Raw genomic sequence first — 20,650 nt, forward strand, 5'->3', positions numbered from 1 at the left:
TATATCACCTTCAATAAGTGCCGAAATCACGGAATCGCAGGACGGGAGTGACCTCAACCTCGTTGACTAGGTTGATCACCTGGCTACCCATCGCCACGCCAATCCCCGTAAGTTTTATCGGATAGTCAACCTTGTGATTTCCCGTCCCGTCATGTCGCCAATCCAAGGTCTCAGGCATAATACTCGGCGGCTTCAGGTGGGATTTTGAATTTATTGGAAACCTCACAAAATGCCACCCATCAAAATTGATGGAGGCCAGATCTGCCAGGTCATAAACATCGCACCCAAATCCCCCGGTGGGCCCGGAGGTCCATTGTTCACCTTCAGCATCCACAAACTCAAAAAACAATTTACCCCATCCCGAGTTACCCTTAACCCACACCCCGATGGTGTCCGGCTCACCGGGAACGGGCACAGGTCGTTTCAACTTGAGTGAGCCATACTCCTGAACGAGGAGGTGGGGCTTGTCACTCTTGCGTAACTCCAGTTCCAGGCATGCGCCTTTCTCGTCGTCATTCCCTTGACGTAATTCAAAGTTGCCCGGCTTGCGAAAACGCGTGTTTTTGGGAGCCGCCAAGACGGGAACATCAAGCAGGTCGTCTCTGCCCATAACCAATTGCCAGCCATTTGTGCCATTCATGGCATCACCAATGAATGGGGATTTTCCAGCAGGGACGGCTTCCCGCGGGAAGCTGCGTTTGCCAAGACCACCCACATTCAATGGCCGGGAGCTTGTGATATAGAATGGCTCCTCCGATATTCGCGCCTCAATTTTCTTCTCCCGGCTGGTGATTTTCACCTCCGAGCCGAATAGACCGGTTTGAATGACTTCCGCATCCTGATCCAGTAAAAGCGTGGCCTCAAGCTGCCCACGGGCCGTCCAGAAAGCATAGACGTAGCCACCCCCTCTCTTGTTAAACTCAAGGCCATACACCGTGGCAGATCCGGTATCAAGCTGCTGTTCCAGCTTGGCGCCATCGAGTATTGCCGTCATGGTGGCCGCTGCCGCATAGGCCGGATAGGGATAAACCTCGGGATAGCGGGACAAGAGCCCATCGCCCCAACACGAGTAATAGTAGTAGTTGCCCGCATCCGTAATACTGGTGAACGGGATCCGCGGACTCCGCCACGCATGGGCTACCAGCCAATCACGGGCCGACCAGACCGCATTCTGACGCAGCCCCTCATGCTGCACCTTGCGGTATTTCCACTCATAACAGGCAATGACTGGCTTTTCGGCCCCGAACTTACGGGAGAGTTCCCTGAGGATCCAGAAGTGACGACTCAACCCGTCTTCAGGAAGCTTATACAGCCCGCCCCCCAACTCCTCCCCGATATAATCGATATACTCGGAAGGGAATTTATTACGATACAGAGACGCCATCACCCCGACTGAATCGCCACAGTTTCCGACCTCAAGTTTAAGTTGGGGATAATATTTCCGATAGAGCTTGGCCGTAGCCAGTGCCTCATCATAGTTTTTCTTCTCTGCCGCATCAGCCACCGCATCGGGAGGAAGGCTCTCCCCCATAAGCTCAACCGGATATCGCCCCCCCTTCCCTTCATGGAAAAGGGTTGCGGATTTCACATGGGGGAAATTGGTGAGATACCCATCCACCATCGCCCTGAAGGCATTGACATACTCCAGAGACTCAAACCCGGGAAATTTCCAATCCGCCTTGTTTCCGGCCGCTTGCTTGAACTTGTTTATAATACGACGATTTACCCAGGGAACATCGGCACTTGTAATCTGCCGGGGTTCATAGTCTTTTTCTGAAAAGACCGGCGTGATGGTACCAATCCCCGCCCGTCCATAAATATCCTTAAGGAGTTCAGGCCGGGGAATGTCGCCATGAACGCCCCCATGACTCCAGGCAAAATAGCGGGAATCATAGCCCGCCTTCCGGGTGTCTTCGGGGAACAGGCAAAAGAATGCCGTGTGATTCAGGAGCTTCCGTCCTGTCGCTCCAGAGAGACTGAAATCAATGCTGTACCAGCCGTGCTCCGCTTGGTGCAACGCTACGGGAAACCTGGATTCATCCCCGGCCTTAGCAAGCCGGATATCCCGTTGCCCTCCTCCTGACGCCTTGCCATCAATGTCCCGAATCGTCCATTCCAATTTATAGTCCCCTTTTTCCACAGCTCTCAACGAGGCATCCATCTCAGCGCGTTCCCCGGGCAGGTAACTATTCCCCAATACTGCGGGGAAAACGCAGAACTCAACCGGACTTTGCTCCAAGGTCGCTCCAAAAACATGGACTGAACTGGCAACCGTATACGACGGAAGCGCTTCGCGACTGACGTAGAAATGATTCCCCTGTTCCTTTTCCCCCAACAGCTCAAAGTCAAGACGGGGCACCCTGCTTCGGTTGCTATCCTTCAGCACGCCCGGCTGCACGGACTGGAATATCAGGTCCTGGATTTTACCGGCCTCAAGCTTGATCTCGACCAGATAGAGGGGAACGGATTTGTCATGGATCGTGATGGAACCGGCATTGGCCACTCCCTCCGGCAGCGGCTCTCCAGCCAGGGGAAGGCGAACCGTGGTATCGGCAATCTGAGGCCCCACCAGACCGCCATACCGGGTGAGCCGCGCCGTAAGAACGGGCTGTTTGGCCGGCGATTCTTCGACAGCACAAAGGACCCAGGCCCGGTAATATGGCTTATTGGGCACCGGTACCACGCAATTCTCCCTAGCGGCATTGTAGGGGTTGCGCGTCCAGTAACGTTCCCCGCCCAGATCATCCCCCCACACGTTCCTGATGCTTGAAAGATCTACATTGTCCCCGCCACTGAGCACATTGAAAGGGATACCCGCCACTTGACTTAAGCCTCCACCACTCTTCAGGTCAAGCAGCAGAAACCGGGAAGGCTCCTTTCGTACCGCGACAGCAATGTCCCGTATTGCCGTATTTGGCGGCATTTCAAAGGATATCTTATTAAGCGGGTTCGCCAACCCGATCCGGCCACAGTACCGCCCGCCGATCCAAACCTCCACGTTCGCGGGATCAGTCAAGCGAAACTCATATTTAACAAATCGTTCGGATGCCCCGGGAATCTGCGCCCAATCCCGCATATAAGCGGGTTGCGCATCCGGATCCATTTGCGAAATCTGTGGCCTCACAAAGTAGTCGATTTCATCACGGAGTCCCGCATCGAGCCCTGAAAACTTGATTGAGGCATCAGGCAACAAAACACTCCCGGGCACCTGCTTCGATACCGGTTTGTCTGCAAATTGCCCCGTTTTGTCGTCCTGCTCATAAATACTTTGCGCCACCATCCGGGTGAAACGAAGCGGCATGACTTTCCCGGTAATCACCTTCTCGACCCCGGCCTGATCGACCAGCCTTATAGCCACTCCGCCTTTCAACCATCCAATCCTGACGCTGGCGCTGACGGTTCCGGCATCCGCCGGAACGGGAATATCCCACACGGAAAACCCATTGGCCGTGGAGATGCTGCCCTCGGCAACAAAGGCCTCTTTCCCGCGAACAGGCAAGGCCACCAATTGAATTTCATCAAAATCAATGGGAGTACTGGTTTTGAAATTGAACCCCATCAATGGGGTCCCCAGTGTCTCGACGACCCCGAATTTAACCCATCGTCCGTCGATGGCCGCAAACGCTTCCAGAGTACGTCCGCAGGAAACCATCTTGATTTCCGACCAACCCGATGCGGGAAACCCCGCCAGTTGAAGATCCTTGAACGACGCCATCGGCATGGCCATCCTGGATGTGGCGGCCCCATTTTTGAACGCCATCCCTTCATCGCTAATGGCAAACGTATATTTCTGCAGCTTCAGCTTGTTCCCGTCGCCTTTCGCCACGAGTTCCAGGTCAAAGGCCCTCTTGCTGTCGCGCGGAAACTGAAACTTAAAGCGAAATTCATAATCGGGGACTTGAGCCGCCGGGATCAATTGATTCATCCCCCCGGCGTAAACGGAAGCGGGCTTGTCTTCTTTCGGCCTGAACTTCAAATATCGCAGGGCCGGGGGAATTTCGCCCAGTGTGCAGGCATCGGTAAAGATGGACTGCGGAGGAATGTCGTTATAGCCATTGAAATCATCCTTAAAAACAACGCCCTCCGCGACAGCCACGCCGGCCATTCCCGCAAGAACCAATATCATCATCCATTTTTTCATAGTAGGGGTCCCGGTATTTTAGATATGTCGCCGCTGAAATTCCGAAGGTTTAAGGCTCACATCCATCACGCCCGTCGGCAAATGAAGCTTAAAGTCATGAGAGCGGTCAAAATCGATATTCATCAAACAGACCGAGCGATCCTCGGGAAAATAACTGAACATGATATAGTCACACTCGGTGCGAGGCAATAGCCCGTCATCCGTAATGTAAACCGTCCCGCGCGACTTATTGGCGAGATGCTTGAAAATATAGCCAGGCAGGCCCACGGAGTCCAGCACCGCACTCGGACCCTCATCCCGGTAAAGGGCCCCGGGATAACTCCACGAATTCAGGAAATAGACCTCGCCCTTTCCGAATTGATGACGGACCATGAGCGGAGAAAAATCCTCATCATCGCAAAGCATCACCTCCACGTCGCCGGTTATCTCCATCTCCCCCATGCACGTGTGCATGGTGCCGAAACGACGGGGATAGGCAAACTCGAACTGGCTGTTCATCCGGGAAGACTCGGAGGTCGCCCAATAGAAACGCTTGCCCCGCCCCTTGACCTTAACCCCGCACAATTCAGAGAAATCACCGCCCCGCACCAGTTCTGTAACGGCATAATTCCCATAATTGCGGGTTTCATTGGTTGAAAGATGAGGGATCGAGATGAAAATACGCCCTCCCCGCCTAACATACTGCGAGATCAAAGCATATTGTTCTTCCGAACAGGTATTCCAGCCGGTAAAAATCAAGGTTTGATAATTCTCCACCAGGAAATCGACATCTATTTTCCCGGATAAACTCACGATATCCACGGGTCCGTAAGGGGTCCCTGAAATATAGCGGTTATAGTATTTCCCGGTAATATTCCGCCTTGGGAAAAAGACTTTCTTGGCGAGATCCCAACCCCGTTCCGGCGCCCCTTCAAACCAGAGCGGGTTTTGGTCCGCGAGGTTGTAGGCCCCGGCAATAGCCCGGTTGGGATTGAATTCGTCACAACACGTCAACAGGTCAAGGTTCCCTTTAGCTAATGCGATCCTCGTCTCCGGCTGTCCCGCTGGGGTCCCGTTCTCCTTTACATAATCATAGAAGTCGGAGATTTCCTGCCGGTACCGCCGGGCGTGCGGCGAGTCGTAGTTAATGGTGTGATAGTGACGACGGGCCTCGTCCACGTAATCAGCCGAACGATTGTAATCATTTTTCCGCCCGGGTTGATGCAACTTTGGCATTTCAGTCACCATCGGGGAATCCTCACAGAGATTTGACTGCAAGTACCAGTTCCCGCATTCATTGATCAACATTTTCGAGCCTGACATGTACTTGATATACATGCCGTTCCGGAACGATTCAAACCGGTATTTACAGCTATAGGGCAACCACGCATACCACTCGTGATTCATATGGGTGCCCCACCCCGCCAGGCCATATTGCCGGGCAAGGCCCCGACACAGCGCCGAGGCCATATTGTCGGCATAATCTTCAAACAGCGGAAATTCTATGCCGGCCTGAATCTCGTAATCCACGGCAAATGAGCCGCCGGTCGACATCAGCATCCCCCACCCCGCCTGATGATATTCATCGCACTTCGCCTTGACGGTGGCCCGGAAACCGTCAGCAAGCTGACTGAGCTTCACCCCTTCGGCGGCGCTGATCGATGTCAGGGACTCGTCAAACCGGAATGTAAATATCTCCCCGAAATCGGAGCCAAGATACCTGTCGCCAAAGCGCGAAAGCATTTCAGAATATTTCTTTTCTGCGTGGGAATAGATGACCATGGAATACAAGTTCTTTTCTGCCGCCTTTTCAATGAAATCAATCATCCCTTCGCCGAAACGCGCATCACTCTTCGCAATTTCAGGCCAATCCCCCGGGGAGAGCATCTTCCGGTTTTTCCAGTCTGGCTGCGGAATGTCGACGCCGTCCTTAAACATCCCTCGCCACCAGGCCGCCGCCTTCAATTGGCTGCCAAGACAGTTTGGCCAAAGCTGGACAATGTTCCCCTGGTTCTCTTCGATCGTCTTGTCCAAATACCATTCCGGCGCATGATCCTCAGGGTTCCAACAGGTGAACAGGCGTCCAAGTCCGATGGTGTAATCGGCAAAAGACACATAGATGGCTGAGCCAATGAATATTCCGCACGGAGGCAACCGTAATATTCTGTCCGACATAGCGACACTCTCTCCCTGTCAGTTATTCTGACTCCCTTGATCGTCACACGCCATAACCGGGCGAACAAGTCGCCATTTGTGACATGTTGCGCTGTATTGTGACATAGAACGGGACAAGAGATCAGCACCTCACCCTGCAGACGAAGAGGTACTTCTGTCCCGATCGGCATCTTGCGGTATGACAGGTAGAATCAGTCGCGATGGGTATTCCCGCGAATGGTAAACCATCTGGACCGATTCCTGTAGTTCAGCTTCATCGCCCGCCGTCCTGCCGGTATTCGGGTTACGGGAATAATGAGGAAAATTGCTTCCGGCAATTTCCAGCCGGACGCCATGCCCCTGCATGAAGACATAGGCGGTTACATCCACTTCAAAACTGAATTCATATACGGTACCGGGGTTCATCAGTTGCGGCTCCTTTTCGATTCCGCCGCGGAAACGTGCCCGCATGATCCCGTCACAGACATTATACGGCCTTCCGTCAGGATACACATCCACCAGCTTGACGGCAAAATCAGCATCAGGCGTTGAGGCGGCGGCGAAAAGCGTAACGGACACAGGACCGGTTACCTCCATCGGTTGTTCCAATGGCGGCAAGGTGTAAACCAGCACATCCTGTCTATTTTCGATATCAGACTGGTCGCGTTGCCCCGCATTTCCCACCCCGCGACCGCCACAGGTAGGGACCGGGTTTTGAGGGTCACTGATAAAGATATCCGGCGGACACTCATTCCCGTCAAGCTTGAACCGGCTCAGACGCCCATCCCCGCTCGCTGTATTGGCATGCCCATTGCCCCCGAGATAAAAAGGAGTCCAGTTCGTCCGCTTAAGCGGCCATTCATTCTCAAACCGCCATTTGTTTTCGCCCATGACGAAAATCTGGAGAGGCGACGGATTCCCAGCTGATTCCGGGACCTGGCCTTTCAATAAGCATGTCAGGAAGTCGATTTCATGGTCTTCAGTAACGAGGGCAGCCGGGCCATAATCCAATTCACCCTCCTTGACATTAACCCCATGCCCCCAAGGGCCGATTCTCAAGCAAGAATACTTTTGACGCGGGGTTGAAGCAATGCCCGGGCTGTTGATGATTTCACTGAAAAAGGTAAACACTTTTGAGCCGATATGGTCGAACCAGCTATTCTGAAGAAATACGCCTACCTCGGTATCCCGGAAGCGGATTTTACTGGTTTTTTCTTTCCAATAGTTGTCCCTGCCATCGTGAGCCACAATCTCTTTCCATGAGGGACAAGGAATGCCGGCCTCGTCGTCTAACGAGGAAAGCGGTGTTTTCTTCAATAGTTCCGGCCAGTCTGGCAAAAGAGTCCCTTCGCTTTTGCGTTGTGTCATCCCCACATGCCAGGCGAGCATGAAAGCCAACGTCAATACTCCATGGGTGTAATACACCGAGTAAAGATCGTTCTGAATGGCGGACGGCGCGATCGCTTTGAGTGCGGGATGCCGGCTGGCCGCCGCCGCCAACTGGGTAAAGCCGGCGTAGGAGCCTCCCACCATGCCGATATTGCCGTCACACCACGACTGTCCCTGTATCCACTCAAGCAGCGCATAGGCATCATCCTGCTCATTCACCCATGGCGTGAAATTACCACCAGACTTAAACCGGCCTCGACAATCCGCACATACAAAGGCAAACCCGTGCCCGGCCCACTTCATCGCAGCTGGAAGATGACCACTGGTGACATCATAGGGGGACAGGAGCAGGACGACAGGGTACGCCCTGGCGTCATCGGGAGGCAGATACACATTGCACGTCAACTTCACGCCATCGCGCATGATTACTGGTTCATCAGTGATCATTTTTTGAATCCTCAGAAAGGGGCCTACTTTCCCCATGGAACACGCACGCCTCTCCACCGCGTTTCTTCCATTCCTTGTATACCATGGCGAGCAATATCAAACCCAAGCTAGCGAAAAAAAGTTGCCAGCCCGGAATTAACCGGTAACAGAAGTCTTGCCCGTAGATCATATCCGGGTAAATCCGCCGCATCCGATCGATGTACAGGCCCCCGATGATACCTGAGGCCACACCGACCAGCGCGGTACAAATTGCCAGAAACGAACAGAACTGGCCAAATTGCTCACGGGGGAAGAGGCGCATGTAAAGCGGCATGAGCGTTGCGGCATAGATTTGCCAGAAGATCACACTAATGACGTTCAAACTCAAAAGGATCTTGAAATTAACGGATGGCTCGAAATGGGTGAACAGCCACACGAAGTTGAGCGGCATCCAGATGACCATCCCCAGCTTCAGCCACACCATCACCCGCATGGGATGGAACCGGTCCGCCAGCATTCCCGCCGGATAGGCCAGCAACCCTGTCGCCACACTCGTAATACCGGCAAGGATCCCGATTTGTGCCAGCGTGAGGCCCAATGACAAATACATGAACACAAGGAATGCGGCACAAGCCGAGGCCAGGGTCCACACCATGGTATGCAGGTAAAGGAGCACGAATAACTTCTGATGGAGACACTCCTTCACATAGACGCGTATCCTGGCCAGGGAGCCATCACCCACCGGGCGCGAGGAAGGAGGGGGATACTCCCCTTCTTTCACGCGGAAACACATCATCACAAATCCGACGCAATACAGTAAGCCGGCCACTACAAAAATAACCCTCATGTGGGTCAGCGCGTGCTGGAAAACGAAAAATTCATAGAGCGCGCCCCCAGCCAGGCCTACCACACGGGCCAAGGCAAGGAAACGGGCAATCACCTCCCGCGGAACCACATCGTTGAAAAAATAGTAGAACAGCGTACTGATGAATAATTCAGCAATCCGGAATAGAGCAATAACGGCACCAATCACCCCGATGGTAATGGCACTCAAGCTTAACCCGGTTGCCCGCCCAAGCCCGAGATCGTACAAACCCCGTCCAATTTCTGGGAAAAACCCCATTACACACAGGAGGATCCCGATAAATGGCGAGGCGATCAGCATAAAAGGACGGCGCCTGCCCCACGAACTGCGATAACGGTCACTGGCGGTACTGATCAACGGATTGAGGAGCAAGTTGAGAATCTGGGGTAGACTCACCATGACGGCGCCGATCACCCAGTTTGGCGCCTGAAGTTCCTTGATCTTCAGGGGGATAATGCTGGCCCACACCTTCTCCATGATGACGAAACAGAAGTCGCCCCATAGCAGCCAGAAGAACAGCGTGACCAGCCCGGCGGCCGTATAGGTCAGCGTGCCGGCCTGGTACGTTTTACAAGGTACCCCGTCAGCGGATGCCGAAGGACCCTCGGGTGTCAGCGGGCTATTCATAATCAGGACTATTCAGCGACCGGGGCCCTGCTTTTCTTGCGCTTTATACCCAACCCTGATTCCGCGATCTCGCCTTTGCAGTTATCAACCATCACATCGATATCCGGACCTTTTGCCTCGTATACGATGGAACAATCGCTGAACTCACAGTTTTTGAAGTGAACCAGACGGGTGTCGCTGTCGGCAATGAAGTGCACATTTGTGAGATTGCAGTCCACGAAACTGAAATAGGTTCCCTTGATCCGCTTGACGTCGTTAAGGGTTTCGTGTTCGAACCTGAGAGGACGCGTTTCAACGGACTTCGCCGGCGTGTGGACGAAGCCGTCATTAAATCCCTTGGGATCAAATATGATAGAGAGGGTCTGGAATTTTTCGTAAAGATTTCCCTGCATACTGGCAACGCCCGTCCGTGTCTTGAAGCCGGTGTCGCCCATGAAATGGTTCTTACGGAAGGTATAGTTGTGCGTACGGCCCCACACGTACACATTCTTCTCGAATTGATTCCCTTCAAATATCATCTCACTCCCGGCGCAAACCACGAGGTCGCCCTTGCGGTTGTCCTTGAAGGTGTTGTTCCTGAACACGACATCCTGCATAAAGTCCCACCCATCTTCAAAATCGATACCACACCCCGGTGCGGTACCCCCGTTTCCTTCAAATCGGTTTTCCTCGATGAGCCATCGCTGCCCCCCGCAAAACGCGAAGCCCAACCGCCTGTTGCCCGCGAGAATGTTATGATGAAAATGCACGTCCATCGGGGGGCGGGAACTGAGAACGGCCCCGTAGAGTGAAGGAGCTTCAGGGCCTTTGGCCTCAGGCTGATTAAATTCCAAACGAACGAATTTCCCGCCTTCCGGTATCGCTGTTTTCTTAAACTGAATACAGGATTTCTTCTGAAGGAACTTCATATCCTTGTCATAGAAGCATGCCTGATAATACCGATCCATCACCGCCGGATAACTCATATACCCGAACATGAACCCGAACTCGAGTTCCCCATTGAATTCCTCACCCGGCAGTTCATAGGGTTTTATCGTCCGCGTCTTCAGTGCATCCGGCTCCGGTACGCCGGCGTTTGAAAGGGCACCCTGTTCAAGGTTTTTCGCCATCACCTTCAGACAGCGCTTGGCGTCCTTGAACGGAAGACCGGCATTGGAACGGATGCCATCGCCGGTACAATTGGTGACGGTGACATGATCGACCTCCAAATTGACGCCTCCATCGAAGACCAGACCGCACCCCCACTCGTGCGTCCCCGGCACGGTCTTGTAGTCATGTGACTCCTTGTCCCCGCACAGTCGGCCGTTAGTAAGTCTGACATTTTCAGCCCCGTGCTCAAACCTGAAGATGGCATATTTCGGGAGCCCGTTTGGATTGATCCTGAACGTTGCCCCATTCAGGTCAATGATCATATCCTTGTTGATGATCACCACCGGGTTTGACTCGCCAATCAGGTAGGTCCCGGGCGGAAATACAATCCGATTGGCTCCTGCCGCCTGAGCCTCCCGAAGGGCCAGGTTGATTCCTTGCGAGGTTTCAACAGGATTTGTGGCATTGCAGCTGATGTGAAATTTATCGAGGTCAATGCGGTATTCCCGGGTATGCTTCGAGTCGTCCGCCGTCGCTTTCGGGGTTTTAGTAATCGCGACCGGCGTCGCTTTCAAGTTCCCATGATAGGCCCCGTCCATTTTGCCGTTTCGGGCTTCTTCAGGCACCCACTCGTACTTGTTTTCCGAACTGAAGCAAGGATGGACGAGCACACATGCCGCCATGAGTGCTGTGATAATGGCCTCTTTTGCTTTTTCAGGAAGGGTTAACATGCCGCTTATTCTTCCACGTCTCTTCAGGGCACACAAGACTCCCATTTGTGACATGTTACGGTGAATTGTGATGACCCTCGCTTTTATTTGGTCGTAGACCATCCCTGCTTCGCTAAAGCTACGCAGGGCAGGCCGTAGCTCAAGCCGAACGGCGCCGAGCGAAGGCTACCAAAGGTGCTTGTGCGCGAAGGCATGTCCAGATCCGGTCTTGAAATATTGCTCAAGCCGCCGGGCCTGATCTTCAGTACGTACTGCCACGTACGTAACGATTTCCCACGGGCAAAACCTTGAAGTATAGGGGCATTCCCCGGCATTGTGGGTAATCAGTCGAGATTCAACATCCGAAGTCATTCCCACATACGTTTTATTGGGCCGAGAGATGCTTCGAATCAAATAGACAAAGTACATCCTGTGATCGTGCCCTCCTACGCCCTGCGGCTTCGCCTTGTGCTTCGCAGGGCATCCTTCGCTCGGCGCCTATGGCTTGGTCGTAGACCATCCGTAGCTCAAGCCGAACGGCGCCGAGCGAAGGATGGAGCGGGCGACCGGGTTCGAACCGGCGACCATCTGCTTGGAAGGCAGAGACTCTACCAACTGAGTTACACCCGCTTTGTGTGGTAAGACAGCGCTTCTTATATCAGACGCTGCTGGAAGCGTCAACATTGTGCGCTGGACTCCAAAATCAGGCGTGGTATGATTGACCGAATATTTAGGAGAAACCCATGAAAAAGAAGAATGATTTTATCGTTAAAGACATGTCGCTGGCCGCTTTCGGCCGCAAGGAAATCGAACTGGCCGAGAAGGAAATGCCCGGCCTGATGGCCATGCGCGCGGAATTCGGCAAGAAGAAACCCCTCAAGGGCGCCCGTATCACCGGCTCGCTCCATATGACGATTCAGACCGCCGTCCTGATCGAAACGCTCCAGGATCTGGGCGCCAAGGTCCGCTGGGCCAGCTGCAATATCTTCTCCACCCAGGATCATGCCGCCGCCGGCATCGCCGCCACGGGTACCCCGGTCTTCGCCGTCAAGGGCGAGTCCCTGGAAGACTACTGGGATTACACCGACCGGATTCTGGACTGGGGTAACGGACAGGGTCCGAATATGATTCTCGATGACGGCGGCGATGCGACCCTGTTTGTGCATCTGGGCTTCCGGGCCGAGGAAGATCCCTCCATCCTCAACCGCAAACCGGAGAGCCATGAGGAAGCCATCCTGCTGGCCCAGCTCAAGAAGTCCCTCAAGAAGGACCCCAAGCGCTTCCACCGGATTATCAAGGAGATTCGCGGCGTCAGCGAAGAGACCACCACCGGGGTTCACCGCCTGGAGCAGATGCACGCCCGGGGCGAACTGATGATGCCGGCCTTCAACGTCAATGACTCGGTCACCAAGTCGAAGTTCGACAACCTCTACGGCTGCCGCCACTCCCTGACGGACGGGATCATGCGCGCCACCGATGTGATGCTGGCCGGCAAAATCTGTGTCGTGGCCGGCTACGGCGACGTCGGCAAGGGCTGTTGCCAGTCCCTGCGTGGCCAGGGCGCCCGCGTGATCGTGACGGAAATCGATCCGATCTGCGCCTTGCAGGCCGCGATGGAAGGGTATCAGCTCATGACGATGGATGAGGCCTGCCCGATCGCCGACGTCTTTGTCACCGCCACCGGCTGCAGTGATGTGATCACCGAGAAGCACATGCGCCAGATGAAGGACATGGCCATCGTCTGTAACATCGGCCACTTCGACAGCGAAATCCAGGTCGAGGCGGTTAAGAAGTATAAGTGGCTGGAAATCAAGCCGCAGGTCCACAAAATCACGTTCCCCAGCAAGCGCAGCATCATCATGCTGGCCGAGGGACGGCTCGTGAATCTGGGTTGCGCCACGGGTCACCCCAGCTTTGTGATGTCGGCCAGCTTCACCAATCAGGTGATGGCCCAGATCGAGCTCTACACGGACACGGCCAAGTATCCCGTGGGCGTGTACGTGCTGCCCAAGCGGCTGGACGAGAAGGTCGCGGCCCTGCACCTTGGCAAGCTCGGTGTCAAACTCGAGAAGCTTACCAAGAAACAGTCCAAATATCTCGGAATCCCTGAAAATGGTCCCTTCAAGCCCGCGCATTACCGGTATTGATGGGCGACCGTCTCACATTCCCGCCCAACTCCGTGGCACTGGTTACCGGTGCCACGGGCTTTACCGGGGCCGTACTCATAAAAAAACTTTGTGAGTGCGGGATCCGCGTCAGCGCCATCGCCCGCGCCTCCTCCAACCGGGAGGCCTTGCAGGCGCTTCCGATTGAATGGATCGAAGGCAATGTCTACGATCCCGACACCGTCACACGGGCCGTCGCGGGCGTGGATTTCATTTTTCATGTGGCTGCGGCCTACCGGGAAGCCGGCATTGCCGATGAGACTTACCGTAAAGTTCATGTGGACAGCACCCAGTTACTGGCTCGTGCCGCGCTCAACAACCCCGGCTTCAAGCGGTTTGTGCATGTGTCCACGGTCGGCGTGCATGGGCATATCGAGACCCCTCCCGCCAATGAGTTGTATCCCTTCAGTCCGGGCGATATCTATCAGCAAACCAAGGCGGAAGCGGAATTATGGCTCCGGGATTTCGCGCCAAAAAACGGACTGCCCTTCACGGTCATCCGGCCGGCGGCCATCTATGGCCCCGGTGACCGGCGTCTGCTGAAGATTTTCAAGATGGCGACCTGGCCGGTTTTCCCGGTTCTCGGCCGTTCCCGCGGTCAGTTGTACCACCTTATCCACGTCGAGGATCTGGCGGGAATTTTCATTCAGGCGGCCCTGCATCCCAAGGCGCAGGGGGAAGTGTTTATCGGCGGCGATCCCCGCGCCCTGGCCCTGGCGGACATCGTCAGTATCATCAGCACCGAATATGGCCGCCAGGCCCGGATGCTGCGCATCCCTGCCTGGCCCTTCTTCTGGCTGGCCGCCCTGTGCGAAACCGTATGCCGGCCCTTCGGAATTGCCCCGCCGATCTATAGGCGCCGGGTCGCTTTTTTCACGAAGGACCGTTCATTTGACACCACGAAGCTGCGAACGCTCCTGGACTTTCACTACAGCCGGACCACCGAGCAGGGCCTGCGCGAAACCGCCCGCTGGTATCGGGACCATAACTGGATATAAGAACAATGGAGGGCGCCGCTCTGTCGGCGCCAGCGTGAATCACTTGACTTTATCGAGCTAAGGCGTAATCAATATCACCCTATTTATAGCAGGAGTAACTGATGAATGACGTAAGTATTATCGATATGATGATCCGTGGGTGGCCGGTTCTGGCCATTCTGCTGGTGATGTCCATTTTTTCCGTGACCATTATCGTGGACCGGGTGCGCCTCATCCGCCGTTTCAAAGTCAATGAGCGCTCCTTCATGGCGCGCCTGCTCCGTATTCTTGCCGAACAAGGGCACGCCGCAGCGTTGGAGTTCTGCCGCAAATACGACTTCCCGATTGCCGCGGTGTCCGCTGAAATCCTGTCCCAGCCCGGTGGACGCGAAGCCAAGGAGCGGGCGATGCAACATGGCATTCAGGCGCAGGAGCGAAAACTGGGTGCCATGGTTCCGGTACTCGGCACCGTCGCAGGCACGGCCCCCTTTGTGGGTCTGTTCGGTACCGTCATCGGGATCATCAAGGCCTTTGCCAGTATTGCCGCCAATAGCGGCGGCGGCCCGGAAGTGGTCTCGGCCGGTATCGCCGAGGCCCTGATCACCACCGCCTGTGGTCTGGTGGTCGCGATTCCCGCCCTGATCGGCTACAACTACTGCATCCACATGACCGAAGTCCTGATGACCGATGCGGAACTCCTGGCGTTTGACCTGATCGAGACGCTCTGTCCGGAAGGCAAGCCCGCGTGAAGGCCCCCTCCCGGGCGTCCGGCAAGCACCGCATCATGGCGGACATCAATATGATCCCGTTCATTGATGTATCGCTGGTATTGCTGCTGATCTTCATGATCATGACCCCGCTGATGGTGCGTTCCCAGCTGAAGATCAACCTGCCAAGCACCAAGGACTCCCAGCAGGACATTACCCGCAAGGAAACCATTCAGGTTCAGGTCGACCGGACCGGTACGGCCTATCTTTCCGGCATGCCGGTGGCACCCGACCTGCTTGAGAGCCGTCTGCGCCAGCTTTTGAAAGATCCGAATCAGCCCGTTGTGGTCGAGGCCGACAAGGACGTTCCCTTCCAGTTCGTGATCACCGTCATGGATGCGGCCAAACGCATTGGCGCCCTCAAACTCGCCGTCTGCGTGAAGAAGCAGGGAAAGAAATGAAGTGGGGGCTGCTCTGCGTGGGATTGCTGGCTCTGATTCTCCTCCGCAATCAGCCCTGGGATTGTCTCACCGGATATGACCAGGCCAAACAGGCGTACGTCTCACTGGAAATGGTCTAGGATGGGCACTGGTGGCACCAGCATCTCCCGACCGGCCGACCGGCCACCAAGCCTCCGCTGGCAGGCTGGGCTTCAGCCGCCCTCTATCCCGTGATGGGCGGCTGGTGGGAAGGCGCCTGGCGGGCCCCGTCCCTCCTCGCCTATATCGGAATGCTGTTTATCCTGGGGCGGGCGGCCTGGCACGTGAGCCGGGAATGGGGCGGCTATACCGCGTATTGGCATCTGGACACCCGGAATCAGGAAAAGAACAAGGAACTTGCCCGGCATGACTTGTGCCATCAGGTCACCGACTTTGCACACAAAACCGGGGTTGACATCAAAGGGGCAAGGCCGGTTTCAGACTTGAACCAGTCCCTGTTGACCACCCTGCGCTGCACGCGCCCCATCGGACAGAATCAACTGAGGGGCGAGTTGGATAAAGGCAACGCCGTCCTCCTGCCCTTGCCGAAGGAGGCTAAATCCAACGAGGCATGGCTTGTGGTGGTCTCGAGTGATCGCGTCACCGAGGCCGGCCGTGGCTATGGCTTACTCTATCGAAAGTGAACACCGTATGTTAACCCGTGTTTTAAATAACCGGCCGTTATCTCGCTACGGAATCATCGCGCTGGTCTCACTATTCTTCCTGCTTTGCCTGCCCCAGTTGCCTTGGTCGTTGAGTGTGATGTTCAGGGTCTCCGCCCCGTTGGTATAACCGACCGTCGTCAGCAGGTAGTTGCTCGATGTCACAGCGGTTAGGGTATAGCCATCAGTCTTGAAGAATTTGCCATCAAAATCCCTGTTTGTAACGCACAGATCTGTGATTTCCGTTAAGTTTTTCCCGGAATCTCCTGTTGGATAGTGCCCATTTTCTGCTTGGTACGCCTCCATCGCCCTGCGGATTGTGCTCAATCCCACCCGTGCCTCGGCCACCATGGTCCTGTTTTTAGTTCCCGTTATTAGTGGCGCAACCACCGCCACCACAATGGCTATAGTAGTCGCAACCATCAAAAATTCCGCTAACGCAAAACCGGCTTTAATCTTCATATTTTTCCTGACGTGAACTTGACCACCCGGCATACATATAATTAACTGCCGCTAAGAACGATTTTTCATGTTTCTCGATCGCCATTGTCTCCATGCGTAGGCTTAGCTCCTTCGCAAGCGTTGTCCGTTCTGAATTCTGTTGGAGTAACACCAATAACTGATTCGTCGGGTGTCAGGCTTTTGACAACCCTTATTGCACCCCATAGCAGCGGTGGGATGGCGGCCAGCAGGATCCAGGATGGGCCACCCACAAATTGCCAGAATACATGGGCGGTGTGGAGAAATAAAATTCTGAAACTGCCCGGGGGAAGGGTGATGCTGGCCCAGGCGAGGGCTGTTCCGGTCAGAACCCAGATCCACCCCGGCTTCGGGAAGGACTTGACCAGCATGGCCGCGCCCAACATGGGCAGGGGCGCCAGCATGAGAAGATGACGGGAATTAGTCTGTGGACTGAAGATAAGCGCCAGCGCGATCAGAACCGCCCACTCCAAGGCGATTAAGGCTTGCCAGGGTTGCTGTTGCTGTTGACTCGCGTCGGGCCAGTGAAGTCGGGGGATGCCGCCCCGCCGATAGACCCATGCGCCGAAAACAATGATCGCCAGGAAGATGGTTCCCACGGCGGCCCAAGCCAGGAGTTCATGGCCGGGGCCAACCATTCTAACAATGCCGCTGGGGAGCGAAACGCTATAGGAGGCCGTCACATCCTTGATCTGGGCTTTTTGATGAACCCCAGTTTGTATTCCGAGAAGTGACAGGAACCCTCCCGAGGACTGCGCCAGATATTGCAGATTTGTTTTCCATCCAAGCGCTCCCGCCGGGAGTAGTCCGAATGCTATCGTGGTTATCACCATGGACGCTGCGGACCGGTACCGTCGCCTGAATAAAAGGTAAGGCAACATGATGATAGGGAAGGCTTTGATGTTCATCGCCAAGCCGAGGGCGGCTCCCGCCAAAAATGGGCGGCGATCGAGCCAGCGTAACGAAAGAACTAGGAGGAATAGCAGAAGGGAGTTGACTTGAAACATCTGCAGATCGGACTTGATCCGGTCCTCCATGATCGCAAATGAAATGAGGAGCGTAATTCCGAACAGAAGGGGGGTGACAGGAACATTGAACCTACGCAGGATTTCCCGGACTCCCCAGGAAAAGGAAAGCAGGATCGCGGCGACCATGACCGGTACGTAAGCCATGGCCGCAATATTGGCGGGAAGTAAGGCCAAAGGCATGCAGAGTGTCGCAAAGAGAGGAGGGTAAATATATGGTCTTTCCGCGAAAACGTATGGGTCGTTGTGTTCGCAGAGCGCTTTGGCGGCAACATAATAGGCCTGAAAATCGCAGAGGTCGCCGCGGGCCGCTTTTTTAAAGGCGTGAGCCGTGAAGGCAAGCATCATGGTGCTGATGACAAGGGAAATGAGAAGGATCCATTTTTGGGGTGAAATGCTACTCTGTTTCATGTTGTTTAGCCCTGTGATTAAGGTCTAGAGAGTAATGATAGAGCAGCGTGATGTCGATGGCATTCCTGCGGGGTGGCCGGGGCTGTTGAAGTCAACGGTGTTTCTCCTTGACGGGTCTTCTTGCTCGGATGATGATATCGCTCATTTTCAGCGAGCATATATGAAAGTATTACTGGTAGCGGGGGTTGGTGATCGGCCGGAAGCGTATCTTTTTCCGGAACTGGCGGCTAGGGGCGTGCAGGTTAAGCTCCTTTGCGATTCCACATCCCCATACTTTGATTCCCTGAAGGAATCGGGTTTCCCGATGACCCATTTTGTCATGAAGGCCCGGATTGATCCTGCGGCGATTCGAGTCCTCTGGCGGACACTTCGGACAGATTCTTATGATATTGTGCACGCGTTTAATAGCCGGGCACTTTCGAATAGCCTGCTTGCCTCTATGGGAATGAACCTGAAACGCATCGGGTTTTGTGGTACCATGGGACATCTCAAACGGTGGGACCCCTCAGCCCGCTTGGCGGTGTTGAGTTCACGCGCCGACCGGATTGTATGCGTCTCACGGGCGGTTAAGGGTTATCTTCGCGAACTTGGAGTCCCCGACAGTCGCCTTCTCACGATTTATGCCGGGCACGATCCGTCCTGGTTTGCTCCTGCGCCCCGCTCGGCTCTTCGGGAGTTTGGCATCCCGGATAATGCCGTGGTAATTGCCTGTACTGCGAAGGCCCGACCGATCAAGGGGGTGCCCATCCTCATGCAGGCGGTTCGCCGCCTGGCGGCTGATTTCCCCGTCCATGTCCTGCTGATCGGACAAAATGACGATGCTGAAATCAGCGAACTTCTTGGCGATCATGTGTTGCGCGAGCGAATTCACCTGACTGGCTTTCGAATGGATGCACCAGCACTGATGGGGGCCTGCGACTTGTTTGTGATGCCGACTCTCAGGAATGAAGGGTTATCCAAGGCCGTCGCGGAGGCGATGTGCATGGGTGTGCCCTCCATCATATCGGCCGTTGGTGGAATGGTGGAACTCGTGGAGAATGGTAAAACCGGGCTAATCGTTCCCCCGGGAGATCCTGCCCCGTTAGCGGAGGCGATAACGAAATATGTCCGCGACCCCTTGATGCGGAAACAGCATGGTGCTTCCGCCCGTGAACGTCTGCTCGCTTCTTTTTCATTCACGCAAATGGCAGATCAGACGGTGGCGATGTATCGTTCCCTTGTCGCGTAAACTTATCCGGCACCACAGTCAATGAAAGTCCCAGGAAAACATCGATACGCTGCGCCCCTTTTGACGGTGGCGCTGGTCTTGGCCGTGGCGGTATTCGCCTATCCCCATGATACTCAGATCTTCCGTGCCATGCAGTCACTCTCCATCCGGGCAGGAAAATTCCATGTTATACGGGAATTTCTAGAGATGTTCCGCCCCTTCGGGCAGGCGGATGTCATTTTGGTGATTGCTGCCGGCATGGGGTTGTGCGGGGCGCGCCGCCGCGCCCTGCATATCATTCTGGCGCTTGCGGTGATGAGCCTTCTAATCTGGCCGGTCAAGGTCGGGGTCGGCCGGGAGCGCCCCGCCTTCAAGAACTTCCAGTCGTTCCCCAGCGGAGATGTTGCCACAGCTGCCGCATTTGTGACGCCGCTGGTAGGCTTATCTTACTGGATGGCCCCTGCCGCGGTCTTTGGGACCGGGGGCGTTGCCCTGGAACGGGTATATTATGGCCGCCACTATGCCAGCGATGCCCTGGCGGGGGCCGGATTTGGAGTTTTGTCCGCTGTCATCGCCATGGCTATTCTTCGACGGTGGCGGTGGCGCCCCAAACGGTGCTGGTTCGTTCTGGCGGGGCTTCTCCTGATGGTAACCCCATTGATTGCCAGCCTCCTGCGTTCCCGCGGGGCACCCTATCTTTTCGATGTTCTTCGTGTCTGGGGGCCTTTTGGCGCCTTCCTCATTTCGGCACGCCTAATTCCCGGTTTGATCCGGAAACGCAGAACGAAGACCGGTCTCCCTCCGCGACCATTCTCCTCCGGTGGAGTCGGGGTCCAAATGTTGCTGGTCGCCAGTATCGCGGGAGGCTTCATGCTTCTGGTCACCCCCTGGTTTATGCCCGTCTTCGGGCTACGCCTCCCCCTTGTGACTATGGGACTGATTACCCTGGCCATGGCTCGCAGCGTCTGGCGGTTGAACCGGAAAAAGCGAGGGGAGGCCATCCCCGCTGTAACGCTCATGGGCCTGGTGTGTGCGCTCCTGTCGACCGGACTCGCGCTCCTTCCTGCCTTTCTCGCTTATCGGGATTCGGTGCTGACTTTCTAGATACGATTCTTCCGTCTTGACTCCATTCCCCATGGAAAGTAGCTTGCTAAGCA

16 protein-coding genes and 1 tRNA gene are annotated in these 20,650 nt (G+C 55.2%); 8 read left to right on the top strand and 9 right to left on the bottom strand.

The annotated features are described in order from the left end of the window. Window positions 1-10: 10 nt before the first annotated feature. The 7 genes from WCS52_05880 to WCS52_05910 all read right to left on the bottom strand — a co-directional run bounded on the left by WCS52_05880 (window position 11) and on the right by WCS52_05910 (window position 12,010). Window positions 11-4,141 (bottom strand): hypothetical protein, encoded by a 4,131-nt coding sequence (locus tag WCS52_05880; protein MEI6166704.1) that lies wholly within the window; start codon window positions 4,139-4,141, stop codon window positions 11-13. Window positions 4,142-4,159: 18 nt separating this feature from the next. Next, the gene (locus WCS52_05885; GenBank protein ID MEI6166705.1) at window positions 4,160-6,295 is read right to left on the bottom strand and encodes a hypothetical protein; all 2,136 of its coding nucleotides are present in this window, start codon (window positions 6,293-6,295) and stop codon (window positions 4,160-4,162) included. 129 nt (window positions 6,296-6,424) lie between these two features. Beyond that, window positions 6,425-8,110, bottom strand: a complete 1,686-nt coding sequence (locus WCS52_05890) for a CocE/NonD family hydrolase (protein ID MEI6166706.1) — start codon at window positions 8,108-8,110, stop codon at window positions 6,425-6,427. Then, window positions 8,100-9,581 (bottom strand): MFS transporter, encoded by a 1,482-nt coding sequence (locus WCS52_05895; protein ID MEI6166707.1) that lies wholly within the window; start codon window positions 9,579-9,581, stop codon window positions 8,100-8,102. Before WCS52_05895 ends, WCS52_05890 begins: the two co-directional genes overlap by 11 nt. Window positions 9,582-9,589: 8 nt before the next feature. Beyond that, complete coding sequence (locus tag WCS52_05900; protein ID MEI6166708.1) at window positions 9,590-11,401, bottom strand: right-handed parallel beta-helix repeat-containing protein; 1,812 nt, start codon at window positions 11,399-11,401, stop codon at window positions 9,590-9,592. Between the two features lie 165 nt (window positions 11,402-11,566). Then, a complete protein-coding gene (locus WCS52_05905; GenBank protein MEI6166709.1) occupies window positions 11,567-11,809 on the bottom strand; it encodes a GIY-YIG nuclease family protein in 243 nt (80 codons plus the stop codon). 125 nt (window positions 11,810-11,934) lie between these two features. After that, window positions 11,935-12,010: transfer RNA gene (locus tag WCS52_05910), tRNA-Gly, on the bottom strand. Window positions 12,011-12,123: 113 nt separating this feature from the next. Here WCS52_05910 and ahcY point away from each other — a divergent pair. The 6 genes from ahcY (at window position 12,124) to WCS52_05940 (ending at window position 16,352) form a co-directional block, all read left to right on the top strand. After that, entirely contained in the window at window positions 12,124-13,527 is a 1,404-nt protein-coding gene (gene ahcY, locus WCS52_05915) for an adenosylhomocysteinase (protein ID MEI6166710.1), read from the top strand. After that, window positions 13,527-14,543: an NAD-dependent epimerase/dehydratase family protein gene (locus tag WCS52_05920; protein MEI6166711.1), complete on the top strand. Its 1,017-nt coding sequence runs from the start codon at window positions 13,527-13,529 to the stop codon at window positions 14,541-14,543. Before ahcY ends, WCS52_05920 begins: the two co-directional genes overlap by 1 nt. A gap of 101 nt (window positions 14,544-14,644) precedes the next feature. Further along, window positions 14,645-15,271, top strand: coding sequence for a MotA/TolQ/ExbB proton channel family protein (locus WCS52_05925; protein ID MEI6166712.1), 627 nt, complete (start codon window positions 14,645-14,647; stop codon window positions 15,269-15,271). After that, window positions 15,268-15,690 carry a biopolymer transporter ExbD gene (locus WCS52_05930; GenBank protein ID MEI6166713.1) on the top strand — a complete coding sequence of 141 codons (423 nt, stop codon included), beginning with the start codon at window positions 15,268-15,270 and terminating at the stop codon, window positions 15,688-15,690. Before WCS52_05925 ends, WCS52_05930 begins: the two co-directional genes overlap by 4 nt. Continuing rightward, the gene (locus WCS52_05935) at window positions 15,687-15,809 is read left to right on the top strand and encodes a hypothetical protein (GenBank protein ID MEI6166714.1); all 123 of its coding nucleotides are present in this window, start codon (window positions 15,687-15,689) and stop codon (window positions 15,807-15,809) included. The genes WCS52_05930 and WCS52_05935 overlap by 4 nt, the downstream gene beginning before the upstream one ends. Before the next feature lie 93 nt (window positions 15,810-15,902). Beyond that, window positions 15,903-16,352, top strand: coding sequence for a hypothetical protein (locus WCS52_05940; GenBank protein ID MEI6166715.1), 450 nt, complete (start codon window positions 15,903-15,905; stop codon window positions 16,350-16,352). A gap of 45 nt (window positions 16,353-16,397) precedes the next feature. Here the strand turns inward: WCS52_05940 and WCS52_05945 are convergent, their stop codons facing one another. Then, window positions 16,398-16,832, bottom strand: coding sequence for a hypothetical protein (locus WCS52_05945; GenBank protein ID MEI6166716.1), 435 nt, complete (start codon window positions 16,830-16,832; stop codon window positions 16,398-16,400). Between the two features lie 65 nt (window positions 16,833-16,897). Continuing rightward, window positions 16,898-18,286, bottom strand: a complete 1,389-nt coding sequence (locus tag WCS52_05950) for a glycosyltransferase family 87 protein (GenBank protein MEI6166717.1) — start codon at window positions 18,284-18,286, stop codon at window positions 16,898-16,900. A 160-nt stretch (window positions 18,287-18,446) separates the two neighbouring features. Here WCS52_05950 and WCS52_05955 point away from each other — a divergent pair, with 160 nt between their 5' ends. Next, window positions 18,447-19,514: a glycosyltransferase family 4 protein gene (locus tag WCS52_05955; protein ID MEI6166718.1), complete on the top strand. Its 1,068-nt coding sequence runs from the start codon at window positions 18,447-18,449 to the stop codon at window positions 19,512-19,514. A gap of 21 nt (window positions 19,515-19,535) precedes the next feature. After that, on the top strand, window positions 19,536-20,597 hold the full coding sequence (locus tag WCS52_05960) for a phosphatase PAP2 family protein (protein MEI6166719.1): 1,062 nt from the start codon (window positions 19,536-19,538) through the stop codon (window positions 20,595-20,597). The last annotated feature ends 53 nt before the right edge of the window (window positions 20,598-20,650 follow it).

The organism is bacterium, from assembly GCA_037128595.1.
In the GTDB taxonomy this organism is placed as follows: domain Bacteria; phylum Verrucomicrobiota; class Kiritimatiellia; order CAIKKV01; family CAITUY01; genus JAABPW01.

Bases quoted from the DNA above. Each gene is read 5' to 3' on its own strand.
- WCS52_05885 (MEI6166705.1), bottom strand. From the start codon at position 6,295: ATGTCGGACAGAATATTACGGTTGCCTCCGTGCGGAATATTCATTGGC.
- WCS52_05920 (MEI6166711.1), top strand. From the start codon at position 13,527: ATGGGCGACCGTCTCACATTCCCGCCCAACTCCGTGGCACTGGTTACC.
- WCS52_05940 (MEI6166715.1), top strand. From the start codon at position 15,903: ATGGGCGGCTGGTGGGAAGGCGCCTGGCGGGCCCCGTCCCTCCTCGCC.
- WCS52_05960 (MEI6166719.1), top strand. From the start codon at position 19,536: ATGAAAGTCCCAGGAAAACATCGATACGCTGCGCCCCTTTTGACGGTG.
- WCS52_05900 (MEI6166708.1), bottom strand. From the start codon at position 11,401: ATGTTAACCCTTCCTGAAAAAGCAAAAGAGGCCATTATCACAGCACTC.
- ahcY (MEI6166710.1), top strand. From the start codon at position 12,124: ATGAAAAAGAAGAATGATTTTATCGTTAAAGACATGTCGCTGGCCGCT.
- WCS52_05895 (MEI6166707.1), bottom strand. From the start codon at position 9,581: ATGAATAGCCCGCTGACACCCGAGGGTCCTTCGGCATCCGCTGACGGG.
- WCS52_05880 (MEI6166704.1), bottom strand. From the start codon at position 4,141: ATGAAAAAATGGATGATGATATTGGTTCTTGCGGGAATGGCCGGCGTG.
- WCS52_05955 (MEI6166718.1), top strand. From the start codon at position 18,447: ATGAAAGTATTACTGGTAGCGGGGGTTGGTGATCGGCCGGAAGCGTAT.
- WCS52_05925 (MEI6166712.1), top strand. From the start codon at position 14,645: ATGAATGACGTAAGTATTATCGATATGATGATCCGTGGGTGGCCGGTT.
- WCS52_05890 (MEI6166706.1), bottom strand. From the start codon at position 8,110: ATGATCACTGATGAACCAGTAATCATGCGCGATGGCGTGAAGTTGACG.
- WCS52_05950 (MEI6166717.1), bottom strand. From the start codon at position 18,286: ATGAAACAGAGTAGCATTTCACCCCAAAAATGGATCCTTCTCATTTCC.
- WCS52_05935 (MEI6166714.1), top strand. From the start codon at position 15,687: ATGAAGTGGGGGCTGCTCTGCGTGGGATTGCTGGCTCTGATTCTCCTC.
- WCS52_05945 (MEI6166716.1), bottom strand. From the start codon at position 16,832: ATGAAGATTAAAGCCGGTTTTGCGTTAGCGGAATTTTTGATGGTTGCG.
- WCS52_05905 (MEI6166709.1), bottom strand. From the start codon at position 11,809: ATGTACTTTGTCTATTTGATTCGAAGCATCTCTCGGCCCAATAAAACG.